Raw genomic sequence first — 24,890 nt, 5'->3', positions numbered from 1 at the left:
CTGCGGTTTTTGCCCGGAGGACGATGATCTGGCCTACTGCTTGAAGGTCGGAACGTCCATTTTAACGAATTCCGGCTTGAGCGTCTTCAGCCACTCGACCGAGCGCACGCCCGCCGGATTGGTGATCACCTTCGGATCAAAGATCATCATGTTGTCGAGCAGTTTGAAGTCATAGCCCGGGAAAGACTTGGTGACGCCGACGAGCTGCGCTTCCAGACCTTGGTTGTCCTCGGGCCTCAGCGTGATCGGCCGGCCGAAACCGGTCGCGAACTCGGTGCCGGAGGTTGCGTCTACGACCTGCTCCCGTGTCGGCCAGTTGCCGCCATTGGCCTTGATCGCCTTGTCATAGGCAGCTTGCAGCGCCGTGAAAGCCTGCGCCATGTGGTAGACGGGGTAAATCGGCCAGGCGCCGGTCTTTGCCTTGAATGCCTCGGCAAACGCCTTGAAGGCCGGATCGTTCTTCTTTTCAGGATGCAGGAACCAATGATCGCCACGCGCGCCGACGATCAGGCCTTCCGGCAGATCCTTGCCCAGTCGCTGGATCGAGGATTCGCCGATGCCCAACACGAAGGTCGACTGTTGCAGCAGGCCGCGTTGACCGGCCTGACGGACCAGCGTGTCGAGATCGCCGCCCCAGGAGGTGGTTAGAACGACATCCGGCCGCAATGCCAGTAAGCGCGAAACTTCGGTGGAATAGTCCGGCGCACCGAACTTCGGAAAAAGCTCCGCCAACACCTGAACGTCGGGCTTCAGCGCCTTCAATGCGGTGGAGAAGATTTCCCAGCTTTCGCGGCCCCACGCGTAGTCCTGATTGACGACCGCGATGGTCTTAAAGTCGGGCTTTGTCTTAAGGAGATAGACGAGCACCGCCAGCATCTCCGGCGTGCCGTTAGCCTGCGTGCGGAAATTGTAGCGATATTTCTTCGTCTCCAGAATAGAAGCCGCACCGCAATCCCACATAAAGTTCATGACTTTGAGGTCTTCGGCGACCGGGACAAGCTGATTGCAGCTGCCCGAGGAGATGGAGGCGAAAGTCACGTCGACCTTTTCGTCTTGCACCATGCGCCGGTAGTTCGAGACCAATGCCTCGCCGCCGGCGCCTTCATCGATGAAAGACAGTTTTACCGGTACACCGCCGATTCCGCCCTTCTTGTTGAGGTCTTCTGCAATCATCTCGGCCGCGGCCTTTGCCGGTACGCCGAATACGGAAGCCGGTCCCGACAGGAAAGTGGTGATACCGATCTTGATTTCCGGCGGCTTGCTCTGCGCAAGCGCAGCGCCCGTAAAAGCTGTGATGACTAGACCGGCTGCAACTGCGGCTTTCAGCAAAAGCATTTGAATCTCCCCATTTTTAACTTGCGTTGACCGGGCGGCCATCGCGATTTTTCTTGCCGCGACGCTACTTATAATTCTGAAATATTGCCAGCACTTACTAGTTGCTGGGGTCGTGTCCCCGGTGGTGGTGTAGCTCGGTAGAGCAAAGCCGCCCGGATGCGCGCCTTCAAATAGCGCCGTAGCGGGCGGGCAGCTTTGCGGTGGTCACCGGCAGTTCTCCGGTAGGATCGGGTTGCGACACGCCAACGCAACCGAGGAACCACCGATGACCGAAGACATGATGAACCTGCGCACGCTCGTAGAGAAGACCCCCGACGCCGATCTGCTGCGCGAGATGATCGGCTTTGCCGCCCAGCGCCTGATGGAGCTGTGGAAGGCCAGACCGGGGCGGCCTACGAAGAGAAGAGCCCCGAACGCCTGGCCCAGCGCAACGGCTACCGCGACCGGATCTGGGAGACCCGCGCCGGCGCGGTTGAGCTGCACATTCCCAAGCTGCGCGAGGCTCCTACTTCCCGGGCTTCCTGGAGCCGCGACGCATGGCCGAGAAGGCGCTCACCGCCGTGGTGCAGGAAGCCTATGTGCAGGGCGTCTCGACCCGCTCGGTGGACGACCTCGTCCAGGCCATGGGCATGACCGGCATCTCCAAGAGCGAGGTCAGCCGGCTGTGCGGCGAGATCGATGACAAGGTGAAGGCCTTCCTCGCCCGTCCGATCGAGGGCGACTGGCCGTATCTGTGGATCGACGCCACCTACGTGAAGGTGCGCCAGAATGGCCGCATCGTCTCAGTCGCGGTGATTGTCGCGGTTGGCGTCAATAGCGACGGCCGACGCGAGGTCCTCCGCATTGGCATCGGCCCTTCCGAGGCCGAGACGTTCTGGACGGCGTTCCTGCGCCAGCTCGCCCGCCGCGGCCTGCGCGGCGTCAAGCTGGTCGTGTCCGACGCCCACGAAGGCATCAAGCCCACCGTGGCCAAGGTGCTCGATGCCAGCTGGCAGCGTTGCCGCGTCCACTTCATGCGCAACGCGCTGGCGCATGCCGGCAAGAGCGGGCGGCGCGTCGTCTCCGCCTTCATCGCCACAGCGTTTGCCCAGGACGACGCCGAGGCCGCGCGAACCCAGTGGCGCAAGGTCGCCGACCAGCTCCGCCCCAAGCTGCCCAAACTTGCCGGCTTCCTCGACGAGGCCGAGACCGATGTGCTCGCCTACATGACCTTTCCGCACAGCATCGGACCAAGCTGCACTCGACCAACCCGATCGAGCGTCTCAACGGCGAGATCAAACGGCGGACCGAGGTGGTCGGCATCTTCCCCAACGATGACGCCATCACTCGCCTCATCGGCGCGATCCTGCTCGAACAGAATGATGAATGGGCCGTCCAGCGTGCCCGCTACATGGCACTGGAAACCATCGCGCCGTTGAGCGATGATCCGAGCGTCAGCATCACGGCTATCGCCAGCTGACCAGCCCGGCTCTCCAGCCGGCGAACGCGGTGACCCGCCGCCAGCTACACCACGCCACGGGACACGATCGGTGCTGGTGGGAAGGGCTTCCGCGGCTCGACAGTATATAATGAGATTGGTTCAGTATGCTCATGAACCTTACCGACCGTCCCACTTGCCCCCACTCGGAGCGGTTATCGACTGCGAAGCGTGAATGCGCGCTTGGCTACGTATGCCTCTGGAGAGAGAAGTGATCAATTTAAAGGGTGTGGTTGCACTCGCTTTCAAAGCGAACGCGCTGTCGCATCACCACTGTCCCCTGTGAGCCCTGCCGCGCATGCGATAGCAATCGTTCGACAGAGCCGTTTAGCAATTTCGAGTTCCGTTTTCCGCTTCTGCAGAATAGCTATCGCCATCGCAGAGCCAATAGTCGTCGAGCGGTTTGAAACCGTCAAAATTCACTGCCACCCCCACTGTCCAGTGGTGATCGAACCGGTCTCTGCCAATCGTCTCCACGGAAAAAGGTAATTTCTGCGGTTTGGGCTGGAGACTTTCGACGACTTCTCGCCAAGGTTGCCGGTTTCAGAGGAGCAGAGACTTTAGAGAGCCGCACAAAAATCCCGTAAAATGCGGCACTTTCAGCCAATACGGTCCCACTCTCTATAATTGAGTGACTGCTTGGCTGCGGCGGGAGAGATCGAACCTCCGAATGGCGGAATCAAAATCGCCGATGCACAAATCGGTCTATCGGCGCTTCGAGACCGGATCGGTTCTCCTCTATGACCGCATGGCGGCTTATTGGCCAGACAACATAAGAGTTCACATCGACTTCAAGCACTATTTCGGTGGAGGCGCTGCGCGGCTACCCAATGCGTCGCTGATGAAATTGAACAGAAGTGGAAAAATGCCGGCTATGTCGGGCGGCTCTGATCTACATACAACATCAAGGAAGTGGTTCTGCCGGACGGCCTTCGAGTCGCCTTGGCCTCCGTCGAGACGGACAGAGTAGATCACAATGCCGAGAGTGGACTCGCCGGCTGGCCGTCAAGAACACCGTTTGAAAAACCGTTTTAGTCCGTCGGTCTCAAACGGTTTCTCTTGCTAAGGTCTTGATTTATTTGGTGGGCGCACCAGGGCTCGAACCTGGGACCCGCTGATTAAGAGATAGCGACGGGTAGAGAACAATCAATGACTTACCAATCGCACCACTGGGTTTATCCGGCCGAAAACGGGCCTTCGTCGCAGGATCATAGTGCTCCCAGCATTGTCTATCAGCGGCACCTTGATGGTTCGCCAAATAAAATATCGATACTTCAGCGTAGACACCTGTGCTTACCAGAGTCAAAACGACACGAGATCTCCGGTTTCCGCTGCGCGCTTGACCGCGTCGATCACCCTGAGCGTTTTTAGCCCTTCGCGCCCGCTCACCACAGGCGTGGCCGTGCCGCGGATAACGCCACAGAAATTTGCGATCTGCAGGCCAAGCGGGTCTTCTTTCTCGAACCTCAGCCGCTCGCGCTCGATCGGCGCCCACCAGCTGGCCTTGCTCGGGTGATGCCACAGATCGAGTTGCGGAATGGCCAGCGATGCCCTCGTGCCGCCGATCTGGTAGCAGGTCTCCAGCGTATGCTGTAGGCCGGATTCTCTCCGGTGGTGAATTCCCAGCTCCAAGGCGACTGGATGGTATCGGAGACATTGACCGTTCCCAGCGCGCCGGACGCGAAGTGCAGGATGATCACCGCGGTCTCTTCGACCGCATTTCCACGCAGCCGATTGGATTGGGCAGCCTGTACCGCCACGATATCCCCGCACAGGTACCGCAGCAGGTCGACATCGTGGATGAGATTCACGAAAGCGGGACCCGCTCCTTTCTCGCCGCGCCAGGGCACTTCAAAATAATCGTCCGGCTTGATCAGCCAGAACATGCCATGCACTGACACGATCTGACCGAGCCTGCCGCTGTCGATCTCCGCCTTGGCGCGCTGGATCATCGGGTTGTGGCGACGGTGGTGGCCGGTTAGCAGCGGCACGCCCGCCCGCTCGGATGCTTCGACCAACGTCTGTGCCGCCACGATATCATCCGCTAACGGCTTCTCGATCAGCGCCGGGATGCCCGCAGCGATACAATCCATGCCGTTGGCCACGTGCATCTGGTTGGGGGTGGCGACAACCACCCCCTCCGGCCGGTTTTCAGAGATCATGTCCTGAACGGACGAAAACCAGTCCACCTTGAGCGATACCGCCAACTCCCGTGCAACCGGCATCGGATCGACGATTGACGATAAGACCGCCTCCGGCCGCGCGAGAATATGTTCAATGTGTCGCTTGCCGATGAGACCCGCTCCCATGACCGTCAGGCGGACGGGTGCACTCATACGATTCTATCCCTTCTCATCGAGCAGCTTGGCCAACCGACGCAAACCGAGCAGATAACCCTGAGTGCCGAAGCCTGCAATAACGCCATCAGCTCGTTTGGAAACGAACGAGCGGTGGCGGAATTCCTCGCGCTTGTGCACATTGGAAATGTGCACCTCGATTACTGTCCCCTCGAACGTGTTCAAAGCGTCTAGGATGGCGACCGAGGTATGGGTGAAAGCCGCGGGATTCATGACGATGCCGACAGCCGTCTCGCGCGCCTCGTGGATCCAGTCGATCAGCTCGTATTCCCTGTTCGACTGGTGAAAGCGCATCTCCAGAGCCAGCTCCGTGGCTAGCCCCCGACAATCTCGCTCCACATCCGCAAGCGTCTCGTGGCCATAGATGTGGGGCTGACGCTTGCCAAGCAAATTGAGATTTGGCCCGTTGAGGACGTAGACAAGACGGCTCATGGAATAACTCCGTTCAGTGATGGGCGAGGATCTCGCCAAGGAACTGCTTGGTGCGAGCGTGCTGCGGATTGCGGAAGAAAGCGTCGGGCACACCTTCTTCGATGATCTGCCCTTCAGCCATGAAGATGACACGGTCGGCAACCTGGCGGGCAAAACCCATTTCATGGGTGACGCAAATCATGGTCATGCCGTCGTTGGCGAGGCCAATCATCGTGTCGAGCACTTCCTTGACCATTTCCGGATCGAGAGCCGAAGTCGGTTCATCAAACAACATGACCTTGGGCTGCATGCAGAGAGCACGCGCGATCGCGACACGTTGCTGCTGACCGCCCGAGAGTTGCGCCGGATACTTCTCGGCCTGCTCGCCAATGCGCACCCGCTCGAGATATTTTCGCGCGCTCGCCTCCGCTTCGGTCTTGCTGATGCGGCGCGCGCGAATGGGCGCGAGCATGCAGTTCTGCAAGACCGTCATATGCGGAAAAAGGTTGAAGCTCTGAAAGACCATGCCGACGTCCTGGCGTACGACATCGATGGCTTTGATGCTGTCGTCAAACCGATGACCGTTCACCACGATACTGCCCTGCTGGATTGCCTCCAGGCGGTTGATACAGCGTATCAGCGTCGACTTGCCCGAACCGGACGGACCGCAAAGCACGATCTTTTCCCCTCTGCGCACAGTGAGGTCAACGTTGCGGAGAGCCTGATACCCGCCGTACCATTTCTGCACGCCCTTCATTTCGATCAGGATCTGGTCCTGCATGGATTCGGCCTCCGTTATCGGACGGCGGCCAACGCGCCCAGCGCGTCGGCCGCTTGCAGTGACTATTGAACTGTGAACGGAACGCCGGGGACCGAGTCGGGGAAGACCGGCACGGGCGCCTTCATCCACTTGGCGTAGAAAGCGGCCAATTTGCCATTGGACTTGATCTGGTCGACGAATTTGTTCGCCGTCTCGTTCCACTCCTTCTCTCCGAGGCGCGTGCAGGCCCCGTTGTACAAGGCGGTGAAGTGAAGCTTGGGCTCGAACCCAAGTTCCGGCTTTGCAGCGTTCAGACGCTGCGGGTAGAAGCTGTTTGCCCCGACCGCCTGCACCTGACCCGAGAGCAGTGCCTGGATCGTGGCCGCGTCATCATCAAACCTGCGGATTTCGGCGCCCGCAGGAGCATTATTGGTTACCTGGGTGTCCTGCGTGGAGGAGCGTGGGACGCCGATAACGTACTTCCCCATATCGGCGTTACTGTTGATCGGCGTTGCCTGGGCAGCGACAAGTGTAATCTCATTGGCAACATAGGGTTTGGAATATTGTACCACCTTCGCACGCTCGGGCAGCATGGCCATGGTCGCGAACAGAATGTCTACGCGGCCTGTGGTCAGCGCCGGAATACGATTGGCCACCGCCAGCGGGACGAACTCGGCCTTCACGCCGAGATATTCAGCGAAGGCACGCCCCATGTCGGCATCGATCCCATCCTGCTTTCCTGAGCTATCGACATAGCCCCAGGGCGGATTATCGCCCTGAATGCCGATGACGACGACGCCCTTCTTCTTCACGTCCTCCAGAGTGCCCGCCTGCGAGCCGCCTGCGACAACGATGGCCGACAGCGTCAGCAGCGTAACGCCGAGTTGGCGGCGATTGAGCGAAAACAACATGAGTATCTCCTCCTGGTGATGGCTGTGTTTGATTGAGTAGGTGCGCCGAACCTACCTTTGACCGGCCAGGGCGAGCCTGGCCTCCATCCGACTGCCCCACCACGAGAGTGGCCAGCAGAGGATGAAATACATCGCGCCGACCACACCGAAGACGAGCAACGGCTGGTAGGTCTGGTTCGACACGATTTGACCGGCGCGGGCGAGTTCGATGAAGCCGACGATGGCAGCGAGCGAGGTACCCTTGATGAGCTGCACGAGATAGCCAATGGTCGCCGGCAGCGCGATGCGAATGGCTTGCGGCAGCACGATGTCGCGCATGCGCGCGGAATAGTGTAGACCGAGCGCCATCGCGGCCTCGGTCTGACCGCGAGGCACGGCCTGGATTGCGCCGCGCCAGATCTCGCCCAGAAAAGCCGAGGCGTTGACGGTGAACCCAATCGCGACCGCAACGAATGCTGACAGCTTCAATCCGAGGAGCGCCAAGCCGTAATACACCACGAACAGTTGCAGCAGCAGCGGTGTCCCCTGGAAGATTCCGATATAGATCCGAACTATCCATTCCACGGTCGTGCGACCGCAGGTGCGCAACAATGCGACGACCAGGCCGGCGGTACAGCCACCGACGAATGCAACCAGCGTCAGGAGTACCGTCCATTGCAGACCACGCAGGAGGAAGCCGAACTCGGGAACGCCGAAATGCGGTGTCATGATCTGTGCTCCTCAGCGCGTCGGATATGAGAAGAAGCGGTGAGAGATGATTGCGAAGCCCGCCATCAGCAGCCAGGAGATCGCGAGGTAGAGGAAAGTGACGAAAAAATAGACCTCGAAGCTGCGGAATGTGTCGCTTTCGATTCGCTGCGCGACCGACGTCAATTCGTAAGCCGACACAGCCGAACAGATCGACGAGGTCAGCGTCAGCATGATGAACTGTCCCGTGAGCGAGGGATAGATCGCGCGAAGCGCGGGCTTGAGTACGATGGAACGGAATACCTGCCCTTTGTGCAGTCCGAGCGCGTAGCCAGCCTCGATTTGCCCTTTGTGAATCGATTGCACGCCGCCGCGGATGATCTCGATGGCGTACGCGCCTCCGTTGACGCCGAGTGCGATAATGGCCGTGGCGGTCGGATTGAGCTTTACCCCGACGAGCGGCAGTGCAAAGAACAGAAAGAAGATCTGCACCAGGAACGGCGTGTTGCGCACGATTTCGACGAAGCCGATCACGATGGCGCGCAACCAGGCCGCCTTCGCATCGCGGGCCGCGACGCCCGCGACGCCGATGATCATTGCGAGCGTCATGCCAGCAAGCGCCAAACCCAATGTCCCCACGCAACCCCACAGCAACGCGGGCATTGCGTGCCAAACCACCGAGAAATCGAGCGTGTAGCCCATCTTGCGTTTCCTCTCGGGCGTTGTGCGTGCCGCTCGCCCATCGGCCGGGTGTCACCCTCCCAGGGATGCGAAAGTTGCGAAGAAGACGTCTGGATCAGGCGAGACGCCCGTGAACAGGCGGAACGCTTCGGTGCCCTGGAAGATAGCCATTCCGCCACCATCGACCGTGCGGCAGCCGAGGGCCCGCGCCGCGCGCAGCAGCGCGGTCTCCAGCGGGAAGTAGATGATCTCGGCAACCCAGAGACCGGAACACAGCATCGCCAGCGGCAGCGGCGTTCCCGGATATTTGTCCATGCCGATCGGCGTCGCGTTGACAATTCCGTCTGCGGCCGCCACGGCGGCGGCAACATCCTGGCCGACCCTCAAGCGCCCTTCTACAAATCGAGAGGACAAGCCGTCGACCACGCTCTGCGCCTTGGCCAGGTCGACGTCTATGATGGTCAGTTCCTGCACGCCAAGCTTCATCAGCGCGAAAGCAACCGCCGCACCGGCGCCGCCTGCGCCGAATTGCACGACGCGACCAAGTGGTGCACCTTGCATGTTGCGGCGGAAATTCTCCGCGAAGCCGAACCAGTCGGTGTTGTGGCCGGTCATTCGGCCGTTCCTGACGACCACGGTGTTCACCGCACCAAGCGCCTCGGCGTCGGGCGAAAGCTCGTCCAGCAGTGGAAGGATCGCCTGCTTGCAGGGATGGGTTACGTTCAAACCGTCAAAGCCCATCCGCCTTGCGGCCGTGAGCAATTCCGGCAATGCTTCGACGCCGAGGTTCAACTCGGTCAGATCGATCTTCTTGTAGAGATAGCGGATGCCAGCGGCGTCGGCGGCCGCTTCGTGCATGGGCGGCGTGCGAGACGCCGAGATGCCGCTGCCGATCAGGCCGACGAGAAAGCCGGGTTTGCGATGCATTGTCGGCGTCGTCCGTCAGCTCAATGGAACAGTCAATTCGGCGATGACCTGGGCCGTGCTCGGTCGCACGCCGCGCCACCAGACGAAGGCTTCCGCCGCCTGCTCGACCAGCATGCCGACGCCGTCAGCCAGTTTGGCCACGCCTTCGGCGCGGGCCGCTTGCAGAAAGCGAGTCAATCCTTTGCCATAGGCAAGTTCGTACGCCAGCTCCGCGCCCTGGAAGACATTCCCCGGAAGCGGCGGCATTTCACCTCGCAGGCTGGCAGAGGTCGCGTTGACCACGACGTCATAGCCCTCGGCAAGGTCCGCCAGTTCAGCGTAGCCGCTCACCATCAGGGGACCACAGCCGGCAAACTCTTCGGCCAATGCCACGGCTTTGGACAGCGTTCGATTGACGAGAACCAACTCGGACGGTTGCTGGCGCAGGAAAGGCAGCAACGCGCCACGCGCCGCTCCCCCGGCGCCGAGCATCAGGACGCGCCGACCGGCCATTTTGACGCCGAGATTGGCAGTGATGTCCTGCACCAGCCCTACCCCGTCGAAATTTTCGGCGATGATCCGGTCGCCCTCGAATTTCAGGCAGTTTGCGGCACCTGCCCGTCTGGCGCTCTCTGAAAGCTCATTTGCATAAGCGAAGGCATCGAGCTTGAAAGGGGCGGTGATGTTCAGCCCCTTGGCACCCTCTGTCCGGAATTGGTCGACCCGTCGGCTGAAGCCATCGATAGGTCCCTCGATCGCCTCATAGACGAGATCCTGTCCCGTCATTCTGGCGAAAGTGCCATGGATCAAGGGTGATTTGCTGAAGCCGATCGGATTGCCAATCACCGCATAACGATCGCTCATCGCTCACTCCCGCACTGCAGCTTCGTTGTAAAGCACGCCGTCGCGCACCATCGCGTCGACGGCTTCGGCCGACAGTCCCAGCGATGCGGCAATGCGGCGATTGTCCTGCCCAAGCAGTGGCGCCGGAGTACGCACCGTAGTGTCGCAATCGGAGAACCGGAACGGCAGGTTCGGCAGCGTTACCTTGCCGAGCACCGGATGCTCCTGCTCGACCAGCATGCCGCGCGCATGGATCTGCGGATCCCTCGCGACCTCTTCGATGGTCTGCACGGGAGCGGACGGCACACCTGCTTCCTCGAGTGCCGCAAGACACGCATCCCGAGACGGCTGTGATAGCGTCCAGTTGCGCACAATCTCCATGGCTTCAGCATAATGGGCGTTCCGCGCGGCGGGCTTGGCGAAACGCTCGTCCAATGCCAGCGTGTCTCCTCCAATCAGGCTCGCCAATCGTCGCCACGCATCATCGACTTGCGCAGCGATGACAAGATTGCCGTCCTTGGCCGGAAAGACCCCGTAAACGGTCGAGTCCGGCTGTCCGCTGCCGGTTTGCTTCGGCAGGTCAGCGCCGCCCGAGAGGAAGTAACGCTGAACCGCATAGTCGTGCATCGAGACCATGCAATCGTACAGCGCCAGATCGATATGTTGGCCGCGCCCGGACGACGCACGGCCAACCAGCGCCGCATTGATAGCAGCGACGCCATGAATGCCAGTGTACATATCGGCCAGCGGCATCCGCAGCAGTGGCGGCGCTTCGCCGGGATTGCCCAATTGCGCCAGGGCCCCCGACATCGCCTCTGCGATCAGGCCGAAGCCCGGACGATCGGCATAGGGACCGGTGTGACCATAGGCGGAGACCGAGCAATAGATCAGCTTCGGATTCCGCCCCGATAGCGCTTTGTAACCAAGCCCGAGACGTTCGAGTGCGCCGGGTCGGTAATTCTCGATGAAGACATCGGCTGTGTCGACCAGCTTCATCATCATGTCGAGACCACGCTTGTCGCGCAGGTCGATGCAAAGTCCCTGCTTCCCCATATTCTGCTGTAGGAAGTAGCCGGATTGTTCGTCCTTGAAATATCCATGGGCCCGGCCTGCGTCGCCGCCCTTTGGACGCTCCACCTTGATGACCTCCGCGCCCATCGCGGCGAGGCAACGGCCCATGAACGGGCCGGCCAGGAAATGGCTGTAGTCGATGACGCGGACGCCTTTGAGCGGCAGATCTTGCGCGGTCATGCGCGCTCTCCCGCGACGCCGGTCTTCGGGCGCATCGGAATCATCAGCCGATGCTCACCGAGCTGCACCACTTCGCCGCGCTGATTAATCAGCTCCGAGGGCAGCACCACGATGCCCCACCCGTCCCGCTTTGTCTCGCGCATTGAACCCACGCGGAACTTCACGTGCACGGTGTCCCCGAGCTTGATCGGCAGCTTGAAATCCCACGTCCAGCCCAGCGACATTCCCGGGAGGAAGCGGTAGTAGGCACGGGTCTTCAAACCGTCGGCCAGCGACAGACCAAACAGCCCGTGCGCGACGCGCGTGCCGAACGGCGTTGTCTTCGCGTACTCCTCGTCGACATGGACCGGCGTGAAATCGCCCGTCAGTTCGGCGTAGGCATTTACCATTCCTTCTGTGACCGTCACCGGTGGCGTAACGCATTCATCGCCGACCTTGGCATCGTCCCAGTAGCGCTCATCTGTCATATCGCGTCTTCCTCTAGGCACGGGGATTGATCGCCAGGGCGGCTTCCACGGCGCCTGCGCTGGCTTGCAAGATTTCGACGTTGAGCCCGCCCGGCAGCTCGAGCCAGTTCGGCCCGGCGGGCAACGCCTTGGCGCCCCAGGCGGCGGCACGGGTGAGTACACCTTCGTAATCGTCGACCATGATGCCGAGATGGGCGAGACGCCCCTCTGGTCCGACGAAATTCGGATCTTCAATGAGTTGCACGCTTCCGAGCACCCAAACCTGACGCGGGCGCGTACCATCGGCGGGTTGCTCATCGCGATTGGCGAGACCAAGCACCTCACGAAAGAAGTCGACGTGACGATCAACGTCCGGCACACGGATCGCGACGTGTTCGACATAAGCGCGGGGCAATGACATTGTCTCAAGACCTTCCAGGATAGTCGCTGCGGGCGTATTCGATGCCTTTGACCAGCGCGACGAGGGTGGAATTGACGGGGGTCGGCACGTTGAGCCTGGCGCCCCAACGCACGACGGAGCCGTGGATGTAGTCAACCTCGGTCAGATTGCCGGACTGCAAGCTCTGCAGCATCGACGTCTTGAACTCGGGCGGAAGTCCGGCGGACGCCATCGTCCAGGCGCGTCGCGGATCGGTAATCGAGATCTTCACGCCGGCAGCTTGCGCAACCGCGATGCCCTCCGAGATTGCGGCCAGCGCGCAATCTTCCAGAACTGGCAGCGAATACAGGCCGCCATAAGTCAGCCCGGTAACGGCGGTAATTCCTCCTCCGGCGACGTTGATGAACAACTTGTCCCACATCGTGCCCAAGATGTTGTCGCTGAGCCGCGTGAGAATTCCGGCGCGATTAAAAGTCCCGGAGATTAGCTGCGCACGTTCCGTCAAGCGACCGTCAAGCTCGCCGATGATGGTCTCCTTGCCGAGGACCCCGGAACGAACATGACCAGGGCCGAGCAGCACACCGCCGACGTAGGTCTTGCCCGCCATGACCCGGTCACGACCAACCTCCTCCGACAGGATGTCCTCGTGACCAAGACCGTTCTGAAGCGACATCACGACCGTCCGCGGCCCGATGATCGGCGCCGCGGCACGGATGGCATCCCGCGTGTGGTAGGATTTGACGAGGACAATGACGAGGTCTGCCTCTACGCCAACCTGGGTCGCGGAAGTGCACGCAGTGACCTTCACAACGGTCTCGGCGCCAACTTCGAGCACCCGTAGGCCGCCGGCATTGATAGCGTCGACATGAGCCTGGAACGGATCGATCAGCCAGACCTCGGCCCCGCCGCGCGCCAGCGTACCGCCGATGGTCGAGCCCAAGGCTCCCGCTCCGATAAAGCAGATCCTCATCCGAACGCTTCTCCCGCGCCATTCTCGGCGTTGGAAGCACGGTAGCCGGCCGCTCGATATTTAGATATATTATGATCTTTATAGCAATTATTGTGAATCGCAATGAAGCACCAGGATCCCATCGAGACCAACCTGCTGGACCCGCGCCTGCTCAGGCTGTTCGACGCATTGTTCGCAACGGGTAGCGTCACCAAGGCAGCCGAGAAGCTCGGTCAAAGTCAGCCGACCATTTCGATCTGGCTGGCCCGTCTGCGAAAGGAATTAGACGATCCGCTCTTCGTCCGGTCAGCAGACGGCATGCTGCCGACGCCGCGCGCGGAGGCTCTGATCGGCACGGCGAGGCAGGCGCTGGAGATGCTGCGTCGCCTGGCCGAGCTTCGCAGCGACTTCGATCCGACAACCGCGAAACGCCGTTTCGCCATTTGCATGACGGATGGAAGTCACGTCACGCTGCTTCCCTCCATTCTCGCTCAGGTCCGTCGCGTTGCGCCTGGCGTTCGTATCGAGGCGACACAGATCGGCCCCGACACCCCAAGAATGCTGCAGTCCGGAAAGGCCGATCTGGCGCTCGGCTACATCTCGGATCTCGACGCGGGACACTTCCAACAGGCACTGTTTCCGCAGGATTGGGTCTGCCTGGCGAGCGCGAAACATGCCCGGATCCGCGACCGCATCACGGCAAAGGATTTCAGGCGTGAGGCACACGTCCTCATTCGCTCCGGCACCGGGCATCAGTTGCTCGCCGCTGCGCTGCAGGAGCAGAAATTAGTCCTAGACGTTGGGCTGGAGCTACCCGGCTTTTTGGGGTTGCCTGCAATCGTCGGGACGACTGACCTGATCGCCACCCTTCCAAGGCACATTGGTGAAACGCTGGCTCACTATTACGGACTGCGCGTGCTCGACTGCCCGCTGGCAATCGCCGGATTTACGGTGAAGCAATACTGGCACGCCCGCTTCCATCATGACCCGGCAAGCCAATGGCTGCGTGGCGTCTGCGCGGAGCTCTTTCAACAGCAGGAAGTGCGGGGTCTATATCGTTCCGGTCGGCCAAGGAAACGAAGGCCACGCGATTTGCAGTCGTAATGGTCCCCGGTAGCGGGGCAACGACCGCGCCCGAGGCCACCGGCCGGGCCGACTGCGGCACGGCTGCAATTCCGCACATGCGCATCTGGACCGGTTGTCCGCTTCGTTCGCCGTAGCACCCTATTCTACGATGAGGGCAAAACACCTGCCCGCCCAGCTTCCACGGTATATGTTCGGATGGAAGCCTCGGAGATAAGCCAGCATGGCCACGCCGTTTAGTTCGATTCTGGACCGAGCCTTAAAATCTGTGTTTCCAAACGCGCCCAAAGTGAAACTGCTTACCGAATGAACTCAACAGCTTGACATCTGGCTGGGGCGGGAGGGATCGAACCTCCGAAGACTCCTACGTAACCCTATGAAAAATCGTGCTTTTCACGCTGCCTTGCTGAGGCTGTAATACACGTCCGTGAGACAATGCGCAAGACGCGCCGCCAATCGATTGTCTTGGTCCGTTGCACCCACCTTGTCGTCCCTAATGCCGTCGGCTGTTCAATCTGGCATGGCGGGAGGGACTCGGACTCCGATCCGAATTCGTGGCCGAGAACAGTAATCGGCACCGCGCGTACGAACTGTGTGTTGTGGCTGAGACAAACGAGGACCTAGAACGACAACCCGCGCAAATTCTAGATGCGAATTTATCGCACGCTAAGTTACACCTCACGTATCCTGCGATCCTCGCCGTGCCTGCCGGCCGCCCGGGCGTTTCGCTCTTGCCCAACACAACGATACAAGTTGGGGGTAGTAACGGGGGCGTCGGCGAGCACCCGCCTACGGCGACACCGATTCAAGAGTATGAGGAGTGACCTTTGGCTGGATCGCGGACCCATCATTTGCCGGTGCGCAGGGGGCGCCCGCCCCCGCGTGATCCTAGGTGGATTCGGGGCCAACTCGCAGACGGCTCCGCCGCACGGCGGCTGAAGGGGCCGCTCGCTGCGGACGCGCCCTCAGAGGTCCTGGATGGCAGCCCAATCATGTTGGGGACGACGGACCTGTGGGGATGCCTGACCCTCAACGCCTGCGGCAGTTGCTCATCCAAAAGGCACGGCGGCTGACGGCATAGCCAACCCGCTCCCGAGAAGTTTCTGCAGGCAAACTCCTCAGGCTTCGGAAATCTTGTGGAGTAATGAGGCTTGGTGTCCTTCTTGAAATTCCTTGGCTGCTCACTAGTTGCTTGTCGCCCTTCGCCGGCGTTTGGCTCAGACACCCAGCGGCGCAACGCCATTGGAGGTGTATTGGGACTGATACCATTTGACCCCTGCTCCCGCTGTATCGGGAGGATTCTATGCCGAACAAGATCCCAAATGTCAGACAATCCGGCAGTGGGTGTGGCGACCGGCAAGACGCGCTACGCGCTTCGGCGAGTGCCGTCGCCAGAAAGCCACCTCAACCTGCGGCCGCAAAAGGCCTAGCGGCCGAGGAGAGCGTGCAGGTCGAACTTGCGATCGCTATACGCGACCGAGCGAGGTTCTGCGCGACCCGACATTATGCGAGGAGCAGAAGCGAGATCTGCTCCGCCGGTGGGCGTTAGACGCATACCGCCTCGTAGCGTCCGCGAAGCAAGGCATGCAGTCGGATGCGGCCTCGGAGCTCAATGAGGCCATTGATGCGCTGATCGATCTCGACGGCGGCACGGCTCCCTTGTCCAAGCTTCCGACCGTATGCTCTGCAAGACCCGGAGAAAGTGCACGGGCTGCGTGATGCGGAAGCCCGTCCGCCGTCCGATCCGCGCAGTTCACTGAGCTCCGCGCGCCTGAACCGGTTCCAATTTCGAGCACCTTGTCCGTGGACTTCAGTGCGGCCGCTTCGGTCATCAGCGCGACAATGTAGGGCTGGGAGACAGTCTGGGCGTGCGCGATCGGCGGCGCGCCGTCCTCATCGCGCCGGCGAGGCCGATGCCGCTCGTGCCGCGAGCAAGAGATCGAGGAGTTCCAGCACAGGGGCGTCAAGCGCATTATCGATTACCTCGCAGATGAATTCAGGAAAGAAAGTGGCATCGAGCTGCGGAACGACCGCCTGGCGTTACAGCGTCTCAAGGACGCTGCGGAGAAGGCCAAAATCGAGCTGTCGAGTAGCACAGAGACAGATGTCAATCTCCCGTTCATCACCGCGGACCAGCACGGACCCAAGCACCTCAACATCAGGCTGACGCGAGCCAAGCTGGAGGCGATCGTCGACGACCTCATCCAGAAAACCATTCCACCATGCCGGGCTGCCCTGAAGGACGCCGGTCTGGAGCCTGGTCAGATCGATGAAGTCGTGCTGGTTGGCGGCCAGACCCGCATGCCCAAGGTGCAGGAGACCGTCCAGGCCTTGTTCGGGCGCGAGCCGCATAAGGGCGTCAACCCCGACGAGGTCGTGGCCATCGGGGCCGCCATTCAAGCCGGCGTGCTGCAGGGTGACGTGAAGGACGTGCTGCTGCTCGACGTCACTCCCCTGTCCCTGGGTATCGAGACGCTCGGCGGCGTGATGACGAAGCTGATCAACCGCAACACCACAATTCCCGCAAAACGCAGCCAGGTGTTCTCGACGGCAGAGGACAATCAGAATGCCGTCACGGTACGTGTGTTCCAGGGCGAACGCGAGCTGGCGGCCGACAACAAGCTGTTGGGGCAATTCGACCTCGTAGGAATTCCACCCGAGATGCTGTGGCCCTCGAAGACGTCCAGCAGGGTGGTAGGGCCATGTTGACGATGAGCGCATCATACCAATGCGCCGTCCATCGAGCAGGATGCCAGTCTCGAAATTCTTCCGCGGCGACCAGCGCATCTGCTACGCGAACAAGGAATTCGAAACGCTCTTCGGCCAGGACGCGAAAGACTGCGCCGGCAAGGGCTGGTCGATCCTGGCCGGGTTCACGGACGAAAGCGATCCGAACGTCTCGCTGGATCTGGCCGTGCTGAAGGACGGAGGAGAGTTTCTCGGCACCTTCCGGGCGGAGCGGCCTAGACCGCTCCTGGTCGAGGCCTTCTCCGGTCTCATTCAAAACGAGGACGGGACCGAGAACTATCGCATCGCGGCGCTGATCGACATCACCGACAGGGCGCGTGCCGAGCGTGAGGAGTATGCGCGCCGGATCCGCGACAAGGACATCCTGCTGCGCGAGCTGCAGCACCGCGTGAAGAACAATCTTCAGTTGATCGTCGCCCTCATACGGCTCGAAGCACGCAACGAAAGACGGGGCGAGAGGGTCGACTTGCACACGCTGGCCGGCCGCATCGAATCCCTGCATCTGCCCTATCAGGCCTGTCGAACGAGGCCGCCGGCGACGAGGTCGATCTGGGCCATTACCTCAGCCAGATCGCCGCCGCGGTCATGAACACCTGCGCCGTCCAGGGAATTCGGCTCGAGCAGAAGACGGAGTATGCCCCGGTTTCGGTCAACACCGCGCGGTCGGTGGGGCTCGTTGTGAACGAGGTGCTGACCAACTCCTTCAAATATGCCTTCGAAGGCCGCGGCCACGGCGTGATCACGATCGAATGTCTGCGCCAGAGCGAAGACCGGTATCGCGTGGTCATCGCGGACGACGGAGTCGGGTTGCCTGAGGGCATTACATGGCCGATCCCGGGAAAGATCGGCGCGCTGATCGTGCAGACCTTGAGGGAAAACGCGAAACCGGACTTCAAGGTCGAGTCCGCGCCGAACAAGGGCGTTCAAGTGACGATGAACGTCGCTCGACGGGCGATTGCGTGATAACGAGCTGTCGGCCCGCTTGCGGGCAATTTCCCGGGTGATCAGGCGCTTCGGCGCGAGCGACTCCGCGACGGGTCTTCGCGGCCTGCCGAGCGACTCCCGGAAGCGAGCAGCATCAGAAAGAGCGCCCGATTGGCCTGGTACCGGGCAGCCGGCCGGTTGGCTTCCGAGCCTTGCATGATGGTTTGCCCATCAGTCGTGCAGAGACACCATCTGCATGCCCGGCGGCGCCGCCTGAGGTGGATTTCGAAGAGCGGCAATTCGTGCGGCATTCACGGCGTCCCCTACTGCATTGTCTTTGCAGCAGGCTCCTGGTTCAACTGTTCATGAAAAAGGATTTGAAAGCTCGAATTCTTGGATATAGCCTTGCTCCGTCGGAGCTCACGTTCTTGCCGCAACGCAGAATGCGAGTGAGCGGCGGGCCAAGGCCGCCCCGTGCCCAAACTCCATCTTTGAGCAAACCATCCGCCAAGCGGGAGCGGTGCTTCCGCCGGGATCATTCGGGCCTGCCAACATGTCGTCCTCGCCCAGCAAGATTGCCCTGTTCATCGATGGCGCCAATCTTCATGCCACCTCCCGAAGCCTTGGCTTCGACATCGACTACAAGCGCCTTCTGCAGGAATTCCAGAGCCGAGGTATCCTGCTCCGCGCCTTCTACTACTCGGCTGTCATCGAGGATCAGGAATTCTCCTCGATCCGGCCGTTGCTCGATTGGCTTGACTACAACGGCTACACCGTCGTGACCAAACCGACAAAGGAGTTCGTCGACTCGTTCGGACGGCGCAAGGTCAAAGGCAATATGGACGTCGAACTCGCGGTGCATGCCATGGAGATGGCCGGCGACGTCGACGAAATGGTTCTGTTTTCGGGCGACGGCACTTTCCGTTCGCTGGTGGAGGCGGTGCAGCGCCGAGGCGTACGGGTGAGCGTGGTGTCGACCATGGCGACCCAGCCGCCGATGATCGCGGACGAACTCCGGCGGCAGGCGGACGTGTTCACCGACCTGATGGAGCTGCGAGCCGCGATCGGCCGGGACCTGTCCACGCGCCCACCACCCCGCGAGCGCGGCGATGTTCGTGGCCCGCCGCTGCGCGCCGACACGGCGGCGCCGCGTCCAGAGCCCGACGAACTCATCCCGTAACATCGAGCGCACCTGCTCGGGGCGCGGGTTCGGCCTGCCGGTACGATCATGAGCTCCGCCGAAGGCCCGGTGCTCCTGTCGGGAGACCGACGCGCAAGTGGAATATCCTGGTGCAGACGTAGCGCGACCACCCGGTTTCGTCGGATTTGGCCTCCTCGACCTGCCGCGCTGGCGAGGCCGTCAAGCGGCCTCCGCGGAACGGAACGAATCAGCGCGACGGCGTTGAATCGCCATGTGTGCCGTGGCGTTGCGTCAGTCTCGTTGGGGAGTATCGCGTGTCCATGGCGCCACCAAAGTTGCGATTCCTGGTTACATCGAGCCGTGTGATCCCACGCTGCGCGAGAATCCGCCGCGCGGCAAGGACTGGGTCTACGAGATCAAGGCCGACGGCTACCGCGCTCAACTGCACCGGGGAGATGCGCCAAGGTCTATTCGAAGACCGGCCTGGACTGGACGGAACAGTTCTCCTCGATCGCGGTGGGCGCGGCCAAACTCAAAGCAAACAGCTTGGTCATCGACGGCGAGGCCGTGGTGTACGGCAGTGGCGGCCTGCCGGATTTCCAGCAGCTCAGGCGAGAGCTCGGCCCGAAGCAAAGCGAGCGCGTGCGCTATCACGCCTTCGATCTCTTGTACCTCGACGGCTATGACCTGCGTGGCGTCGTGTACGAAGAGCGCAAGCGGTTGCTGCAGCGGCTTCTGAAGGACGCGCCCGAGACGTTCATGTACGTCGAGGCGCTTGCGGGCGACGGCAACGTAATCTTCGAAAAAGGGTGCCAGCTGGGGCTGGAAGGCCTGATCGGCAAGCGGCTCGGCGAGCCCTATCGCTCGGGCCGACAGGAGAGCTGGATCAAGCTCAAGTGCAAGAAGAGCGACGCCTTTCCGATCGTCGCGTTCGTGGAGAAGTTAGGGGCGCGCCCCCGGAAAGTGGCCTCGCTTTACGTCGGCCGGCGCGAGAACGGCAAGCTGCTCTATGCCGGCAAGGTGCGGACCGGCTACACCGAGACGACCGCGCGCGAATTGCGCGAGCGGCTCGATCCGTTGATCCGCAAGACGTCTCCCCTGGACGTGCCAGTCAAAAAGCCGAAGGCGACCTGGGTCGATCCGATCCTCGAAATCGAGGTCCGGTATGGCGCGCTTACCGATGATGGCCTGCTTCGCGAGGCCGTGTTCAAAGGCTTTCGCGATGATCTTGCGGTGCGCAAGGTCAAGGCGCCGCGCCTCGTGCCCTGCGCGGCCGGCCGCCCGAAGCTCGGCGTCCCCAGAGAGAACATCCTGCAGCTTCTGCCCGAAGCCGTTGCACCGTCCAAAGAAGAACTCGCCGACTACTGGCGCAGGGTGTGGAAGAAGGCCCTCCCGCACCTCGGCCATCGCCCGCTCAAGCTGGTGCGCCACGTGCAAGGCACCACCTTCTACCACAAGGGGCCGCTGCCGAAGGACATTCCGGCGGCCGTGCACCAGCTTCGTATTCAGAAGCGGGAGGGCGGCCAGGGAACGCGCCTGTGGGTCGACAGCCTCGATGGCCTCTTTGGTCTCGTCGAGATCGGCGCTGTCGAGCTGCACCCGTGGAATGCGACCGTCGAGGACTTCGAACATGCCGACCGTATCGTGATCGATCTCGATCCCGGCGAGGGCGTCGGCTGGGAGGCCGTCGTGGAGACCGCGCTCGATCTGCGCACGCTGATGAAGTGCGAGGGTTTCGAGACCTGGCCCAAGCTCACGGGCGGCAAAGGAATTCATCTGATGGCGCCACTGGCTCAGCCGATGCTGCACGACAAGGCGCATCGGATCGCGCATCAGCTCGTCTCCGCGCTCGCAGCGCGTCATCCAGACCGCTACCTTCTGTCTGCGCAATCAAAACGTCGCGGCCGCATCTTCCTCGATTATCTGCGCAATGGCCGCGGGACGACGGCGATCGGCACCTATTCCCCGCGAGCGCGCGAGGGATTTCCGATCGCAGCGCCCGTGACCTGGAAGCGCATCGAGAGCGGGATCGCGCCGGACGCCTTCTCCATCGACAGTCCATTTCGCGTCAAGCCAAGGAGGTGAGCCGTATGTCGGATGCATTCGATCTATGGGTGGAATGGCGCCACAAAACTCCCAAGTTCACTCCCTTCAGGTAGGTGGCTGCCGTCCGCGTTGCATGAGTCGCTTGACCGCAGCAATGGTGCGAGCGAGCTGTCTAGGCCAGAGCGACCTACGTGGCGGAGTGACTATGAGAATGTAGAGCAGGTTCAGCAGCAGCCAGCAGCCGACCGCGATGAATATGTATTTCATACAAAAATCCCGGAACACCCGGCGACGACGGCAAAGTCCAAAGCATAAACTTGCGGAGCAGCTTTCTTATGATCGCCCGGCAGTCGGTGATGTAAAAAACGGGAACGAAACCATATAGCGAACTGCGTTACGGCGTCGCTCGAAATAAACAGCCAACAGTGCTGACAGTTTTCTGAAGGGCGCGTAGGCCCCAGCCAGGTTGGGAGAAACAGCCGGGGCCGGTGTCCCATTGCACGTGCCGCAATCGGCCGTAATCGGCACGCCCCAAGTTTCACATGCACAAGCTCAAACTATTTCGCCGGCGCCGTACTAGGGCACGTACTCATGAAGCGGCGGCCGCCTGATGTCCGGTTTGCCGCCAACATCGGCCAAAGAGCGGGTGGGCTCCGAGGTCGCAGATGGGCCAACACCGGAAGTCGAGGAACGACGCCCTGCCCGGCATAGCACCGGCTCACGTCGGAAAACGACGTCGCCACGCCGGACCAGCCGCTGATACACTTCACTTCTGCCGAGGCGGTGGTGAGCGCGGCGTCACGCGTGCCGCTGGCTACGAAGCCGCCGTCGGCCAACGCGTGGAAGAATGCTGTCCTCATACTCGGTCGGCTTGCAACGAATGTTGCTCTCACTCAGTGGTAAAGTTATTCGCGCTGTGGTTGGATTTTCGTTGGCGTTCGGCGCCCTGGAGTTGTTTGACGAAGTTTTCCTGAAACAATGAGTTGCTATAGTCTGTGTTAGCGTGACTTTGTTTTTTCGGGCAGACAATCAGGTCAACCAATCGGCTGTTGAGCTTGGAACTGGTGCAGTCTGCGAACGGGCTCACATCGAAGAGCCGTCTGAAGTGGCTACAATCACGCGAAGATCGCGGTGGAAAGATCTGACACTGACACTCAAACGGTGGGGGTGACGATGCCCGCCATATTCGACCTGCTCTATCGTGAATATTGCCGCGCCTGCCTCGCTGAAATGCGAAAGCAGCTTCTGATCCCAGCTGAACGCCCTGAAGCTCCAGACATGTGGGATTACAATCCTGCGGATCACAGCAGCGACGACAGGACCAACACACCGCACCGAACCGGTCACAGGCGTGCCGAACAGCGGCCCCGAGACAGGCGGCCTCTCCCGGCGCAGCAGTGACAGGCAACAGCTCGGGAGGCAACTATGAACACCCCAGAATGCTACACTGTAACGGTGGCTTGCGTCTCGTGTTTGACCATTATCGGTCTAATGCTTGTCGGGGCGTGGTGAACGTGAGCTACTTACCGCTAGACCGCGACCGTCGGCCGTTACTGAGCCGCAGGCAAGCACGAAGGTCCAGTCAAACAAAGAGCGGCGGCTCACTTTCGCGGATCAGGCGGCCACCAGCTCCTTGTCATACATGCGCTTGATTCTGTGTCGCATCACGGCGTAGCACTCGCAAGCGATCTTCTCGAGCCGCCTTCGGTCGATGTCTAGCATTCCGCGTCGGTCCGATAAGACGCCGCCCGCGGCCTGAAGTCTGCCCATCGTTAGCGTCACGGTCGTTCGGCGGACCCCGAGAAGTTGTGCGAGCGCCTCATGCGTTAGCTGGATTCCGCTCTCTGCGGTGTGGTCGTGAATCTCAAGCAACCATCGAGCCATGCGGCACTCCACCGGATGCACCGCGTTGCAAGCTGCCGCGTTGTTAAGCTGCAACAATTGTGTGCGGAGATGGAGCCGTAGAACACGCCTGATCGTGTCGCTTTGCTCATAAGCAAGCTGCAATTGCGAAACAGGGACCTGGAGCGCGGCTCCAAGGACGTAGGCAGTTGCTGTGACTGGGGAGCGTGAGGGACTTAGGACGGAGAGAGCGCCGACCGCCCCTTCCGAGCCCATGAGAGTTGACGCGACAATACGTCCGTCCGACATTTCAACTAGGAACGCTATGGCCCCGCTGAGGGGGAAATAGACCAGCTTGAACTCATCTCCCGTTCGCACCAGTACAGTATCAAGGTCGAACGACGTTTTCTGGGTGTAGGGCGCGAGCAAGTTAAGGTCCGCTGGCGGCGTTGCCGCCAGCAGCCTATTCCCAAGGCCATTCTGGAGCGAAATCGCCGGTATTCCTCTCAAGCACGCAGAAACAACGCGGCTCAAACCCTCGCCCAGGAGGCAGGTTCCAATTTACTGACCATTTGTTTTCCGCGTGCCTCGGCTCGAACTTCCGCTAATGGAATGGTCCGGCCGTGCTGCGGCCCTGGCGGTACGAGAAGCTGGCAAGGGCGCCCAAGACAAGGAGCACGCCATGTCTCAGAAACTCGACGCTTCGCCCGCCGTCATCGGCATCGATATCGGCAAGAACTCGTTCCACATCATTGGCCAGAATCAGCGCGGCGGCATCGTGCTGCGGCAGAAGTGGTCGCGCGGCCAGGTGGAAACCCGGCTCGCCAACCTGCCGCCGTGCTTGATCGGCATGGAGGCCTGCGTCGGCGCGCATCACCTCAGTCGCAAGCTGCAAACGCTTGGCCACGACGCCCGCTTGATGCCGGCGAAATACGTGCGCCCCTATTCGAAGGGACAGAAGAACGACTTCCGAGATGCGGAAGCCATCGCCGAGGCGGTCCAACGCCCGACCATGAAGTTCGCCGCAACCAAGACCGCCGACCAGCTCGACCTGCATGCGCTGCACCGCGTGCGCGAGCGATTAGTCGGTCAGCGCACCGGCGTCATCAATCAGATCCGTGCGTTCCTGCTGGAGCGGGGCATCGCCGTGCGGCAAGGCCTGCGCTGCCTGCGGTCCGAGTTGCCGAGTATCCTCGCGACGCGCACCGATGTGCTCTCGCCTCGCATGTTGCGCATCATTGAGGATCTGGCGGGCGACTGGCGCCGGCTGGATGAGCGTATCGAGGACCTCTCCAGCGAGATCGAAGCATTGCCCCGTCAAGACAAAAGCTGCGAGCGACTGATGACGGTGCCCGGCATTGGCCCGATCATCTCGAGCGCGATGGTGGCTGCCATCGGCACTGGAGACGTGTTCTCGAAAGGCCGCGACTTCGGCGCCTGGCGCGTTAGCGCGAAGGGCTTTCCGGTACCTTCGCTTGGCGCTTTTCGAGCTGCTCCTCGACGTAGAGAAGGATCATTCGCCGGGTGTCCTGGTCAGTTATTTTCTGGAATGCCTTGATCAGGCGCAGCATCTCCAGATCATCTTCGATTATTCTGTTCGACATTGCAAAAGCCTCAAGGGAAAAGCAGCAGTCTCAAATCGGGAAAAGTATGCAATATCTCACGTACTACGGGAACATGGAAAATCAGCAG

General features: G+C 61.1%; 17 protein-coding genes and 6 pseudogenes. 8 read left to right on the top strand and 15 right to left on the bottom strand.

Going from position 1 to position 24,890, the window contains the following annotated elements; translation table 11 throughout:
- Positions 1–33: 33 nt before the first annotated feature.
- On the bottom strand, positions 34–1,335 hold the full coding sequence (locus tag IVB50_RS37505) for an ABC transporter substrate-binding protein (RefSeq protein WP_018460419.1): 1,302 nt from the start codon (positions 1,333–1,335) through the stop codon (positions 34–36).
- Positions 1,336–1,600: 265 nt separating this feature from the next.
- On the opposite strand from IVB50_RS37505, the pseudogene IVB50_RS37500 reads away from it, so the two are divergent.
- A pseudogene (locus IVB50_RS37500) lies at positions 1,601–2,794 on the top strand (IS256 family transposase).
- 1,320 nt (positions 2,795–4,114) lie between these two features.
- Here IVB50_RS37500 and IVB50_RS37495 read toward each other — a convergent pair.
- The 12 genes and pseudogenes from IVB50_RS37495 to IVB50_RS37440 all read right to left on the bottom strand — a co-directional run bounded on the left by IVB50_RS37495 (position 4,115) and on the right by IVB50_RS37440 (position 13,435).
- Positions 4,115–5,148 (bottom strand): annotated as a pseudogene (locus IVB50_RS37495) (Gfo/Idh/MocA family oxidoreductase).
- A gap of 6 nt (positions 5,149–5,154) precedes the next feature.
- Positions 5,155–5,601, bottom strand: coding sequence for a type II 3-dehydroquinate dehydratase (gene aroQ, locus IVB50_RS37490; protein WP_018460420.1), 447 nt, complete (start codon positions 5,599–5,601; stop codon positions 5,155–5,157).
- Positions 5,602–5,614: 13 nt separating this feature from the next.
- Complete coding sequence (locus IVB50_RS37485) at positions 5,615–6,361, bottom strand: amino acid ABC transporter ATP-binding protein (RefSeq protein ID WP_018460421.1); 747 nt, start codon at positions 6,359–6,361, stop codon at positions 5,615–5,617.
- A 62-nt stretch (positions 6,362–6,423) separates the two neighbouring features.
- Complete coding sequence (locus tag IVB50_RS37480; protein WP_018460422.1) at positions 6,424–7,251, bottom strand: transporter substrate-binding domain-containing protein; 828 nt, start codon at positions 7,249–7,251, stop codon at positions 6,424–6,426.
- Between the two features lie 51 nt (positions 7,252–7,302).
- A complete protein-coding gene (locus tag IVB50_RS37475) occupies positions 7,303–7,959 on the bottom strand; it encodes an amino acid ABC transporter permease (protein WP_018460423.1) in 657 nt (218 codons plus the stop codon).
- A gap of 12 nt (positions 7,960–7,971) precedes the next feature.
- Entirely contained in the window at positions 7,972–8,640 is a 669-nt protein-coding gene (locus IVB50_RS37470) for an amino acid ABC transporter permease (RefSeq protein ID WP_007601261.1), read from the bottom strand.
- Between the two features lie 51 nt (positions 8,641–8,691).
- Positions 8,692–9,546 carry a shikimate dehydrogenase gene (locus tag IVB50_RS37465; RefSeq protein ID WP_247299819.1) on the bottom strand — a complete coding sequence of 285 codons (855 nt, stop codon included), beginning with the start codon at positions 9,544–9,546 and terminating at the stop codon, positions 8,692–8,694.
- 15 nt (positions 9,547–9,561) lie between these two features.
- Positions 9,562–10,389, bottom strand: coding sequence for a shikimate dehydrogenase (aroE, locus tag IVB50_RS37460; protein ID WP_018460426.1), 828 nt, complete (start codon positions 10,387–10,389; stop codon positions 9,562–9,564).
- Between the two features lie 3 nt (positions 10,390–10,392).
- Complete coding sequence (locus IVB50_RS37455; RefSeq protein ID WP_018460427.1) at positions 10,393–11,619, bottom strand: CoA transferase; 1,227 nt, start codon at positions 11,617–11,619, stop codon at positions 10,393–10,395.
- Positions 11,616–12,086, bottom strand: a complete 471-nt coding sequence (locus tag IVB50_RS37450; protein ID WP_018460428.1) for a MaoC/PaaZ C-terminal domain-containing protein — start codon at positions 12,084–12,086, stop codon at positions 11,616–11,618. The genes IVB50_RS37455 and IVB50_RS37450 overlap by 4 nt, the downstream gene beginning before the upstream one ends.
- 13 nt (positions 12,087–12,099) lie before the next feature.
- Complete coding sequence (locus IVB50_RS37445) at positions 12,100–12,486, bottom strand: VOC family protein (RefSeq protein WP_026234029.1); 387 nt, start codon at positions 12,484–12,486, stop codon at positions 12,100–12,102.
- A gap of 4 nt (positions 12,487–12,490) precedes the next feature.
- Positions 12,491–13,435: a ketopantoate reductase family protein gene (locus IVB50_RS37440; protein ID WP_026234030.1), complete on the bottom strand. Its 945-nt coding sequence runs from the start codon at positions 13,433–13,435 to the stop codon at positions 12,491–12,493.
- 102 nt (positions 13,436–13,537) lie between these two features.
- Between IVB50_RS37440 and IVB50_RS37435 the strand changes: the two genes are divergently transcribed.
- The gene (locus IVB50_RS37435) at positions 13,538–14,518 is read left to right on the top strand and encodes a LysR family transcriptional regulator (protein ID WP_018460432.1); all 981 of its coding nucleotides are present in this window, start codon (positions 13,538–13,540) and stop codon (positions 14,516–14,518) included.
- A gap of 1,733 nt (positions 14,519–16,251) precedes the next feature.
- On the opposite strand, the pseudogene IVB50_RS37430 reads toward IVB50_RS37435, so the two are convergent.
- A pseudogene (locus IVB50_RS37430) lies at positions 16,252–16,392 on the bottom strand (protein-L-isoaspartate O-methyltransferase); the annotation flags it as partial.
- Between the two features lie 73 nt (positions 16,393–16,465).
- Here IVB50_RS37430 and IVB50_RS37425 point away from each other — a divergent pair.
- The 5 genes and pseudogenes from IVB50_RS37425 to ligD all read left to right on the top strand — a co-directional run.
- A pseudogene (locus IVB50_RS37425) lies at positions 16,466–17,155 on the top strand (Hsp70 family protein); the annotation flags it as partial.
- Positions 17,156–17,246: 91 nt separating this feature from the next.
- On the top strand, positions 17,247–17,834 hold the full coding sequence (locus IVB50_RS37420; protein ID WP_051113080.1) for a histidine kinase dimerization/phosphoacceptor domain -containing protein: 588 nt from the start codon (positions 17,247–17,249) through the stop codon (positions 17,832–17,834).
- Positions 17,831–18,208 (top strand): ATP-binding protein, encoded by a 378-nt coding sequence (locus IVB50_RS37415; RefSeq protein WP_051113081.1) that lies wholly within the window; start codon positions 17,831–17,833, stop codon positions 18,206–18,208. Before IVB50_RS37420 ends, IVB50_RS37415 begins: the two co-directional genes overlap by 4 nt.
- Positions 18,209–18,722: 514 nt before the next feature.
- On the top strand, positions 18,723–19,349 hold the full coding sequence (locus IVB50_RS37410) for an NYN domain-containing protein (RefSeq protein ID WP_018460434.1): 627 nt from the start codon (positions 18,723–18,725) through the stop codon (positions 19,347–19,349).
- 232 nt (positions 19,350–19,581) lie between these two features.
- Positions 19,582–21,395, top strand: a pseudogene (ligD, locus tag IVB50_RS37405) (DNA ligase D).
- Positions 21,396–22,970: 1,575 nt separating this feature from the next.
- On the opposite strand, the gene IVB50_RS37395 reads toward ligD, so the two are convergent.
- On the bottom strand, positions 22,971–23,627 hold the full coding sequence (locus tag IVB50_RS37395) for a Crp/Fnr family transcriptional regulator (protein WP_240543263.1): 657 nt from the start codon (positions 23,625–23,627) through the stop codon (positions 22,971–22,973).
- A 253-nt stretch (positions 23,628–23,880) separates the two neighbouring features.
- Between IVB50_RS37395 and IVB50_RS37390 the strand changes: the two are divergent.
- Positions 23,881–24,639: pseudogene (locus tag IVB50_RS37390) on the top strand (IS110 family transposase); the annotation flags it as partial.
- Positions 24,640–24,890: the final 251 nt, after the last annotated feature.

It is taken from the genome of Bradyrhizobium sp. 87 (assembly GCF_023073015.1).
GTDB lineage: Bacteria > Pseudomonadota > Alphaproteobacteria > Rhizobiales > Xanthobacteraceae > Bradyrhizobium > Bradyrhizobium canariense_D.
This window is presented reverse-complemented; position numbering and strand designations above follow the sequence as displayed.

Excerpts from the sequence above, each read along its gene's own strand:
- IVB50_RS37455 (WP_018460427.1), bottom strand. The coding sequence starts at position 11,619 with ATGACCGCGCAAGATCTGCCGCTCAAAGGCGTCCGCGTCATCGACTAC.
- IVB50_RS37420 (WP_051113080.1), top strand. The coding sequence starts at position 17,247 with ATGCCAGTCTCGAAATTCTTCCGCGGCGACCAGCGCATCTGCTACGCG.
- aroQ (WP_018460420.1), bottom strand. The coding sequence starts at position 5,601 with ATGAGCCGTCTTGTCTACGTCCTCAACGGGCCAAATCTCAATTTGCTT.
- aroE (WP_018460426.1), bottom strand. The coding sequence starts at position 10,389 with ATGAGCGATCGTTATGCGGTGATTGGCAATCCGATCGGCTTCAGCAAA.
- IVB50_RS37410 (WP_018460434.1), top strand. The coding sequence starts at position 18,723 with ATGTCGTCCTCGCCCAGCAAGATTGCCCTGTTCATCGATGGCGCCAAT.
- IVB50_RS37435 (WP_018460432.1), top strand. The coding sequence starts at position 13,538 with ATGAAGCACCAGGATCCCATCGAGACCAACCTGCTGGACCCGCGCCTG.
- IVB50_RS37480 (WP_018460422.1), bottom strand. The coding sequence starts at position 7,251 with ATGTTGTTTTCGCTCAATCGCCGCCAACTCGGCGTTACGCTGCTGACG.
- IVB50_RS37465 (WP_247299819.1), bottom strand. The coding sequence starts at position 9,546 with ATGCATCGCAAACCCGGCTTTCTCGTCGGCCTGATCGGCAGCGGCATC.
- IVB50_RS37450 (WP_018460428.1), bottom strand. The coding sequence starts at position 12,086 with ATGACAGATGAGCGCTACTGGGACGATGCCAAGGTCGGCGATGAATGC.
- IVB50_RS37505 (WP_018460419.1), bottom strand. The coding sequence starts at position 1,335 with ATGCTTTTGCTGAAAGCCGCAGTTGCAGCCGGTCTAGTCATCACAGCT.
- IVB50_RS37415 (WP_051113081.1), top strand. The coding sequence starts at position 17,831 with ATGAACACCTGCGCCGTCCAGGGAATTCGGCTCGAGCAGAAGACGGAG.
- IVB50_RS37475 (WP_018460423.1), bottom strand. The coding sequence starts at position 7,959 with ATGACACCGCATTTCGGCGTTCCCGAGTTCGGCTTCCTCCTGCGTGGT.
- IVB50_RS37445 (WP_026234029.1), bottom strand. The coding sequence starts at position 12,486 with ATGTCATTGCCCCGCGCTTATGTCGAACACGTCGCGATCCGTGTGCCG.
- IVB50_RS37440 (WP_026234030.1), bottom strand. The coding sequence starts at position 13,435 with ATGAGGATCTGCTTTATCGGAGCGGGAGCCTTGGGCTCGACCATCGGC.
- IVB50_RS37485 (WP_018460421.1), bottom strand. The coding sequence starts at position 6,361 with ATGCAGGACCAGATCCTGATCGAAATGAAGGGCGTGCAGAAATGGTAC.
- IVB50_RS37470 (WP_007601261.1), bottom strand. The coding sequence starts at position 8,640 with ATGGGCTACACGCTCGATTTCTCGGTGGTTTGGCACGCAATGCCCGCG.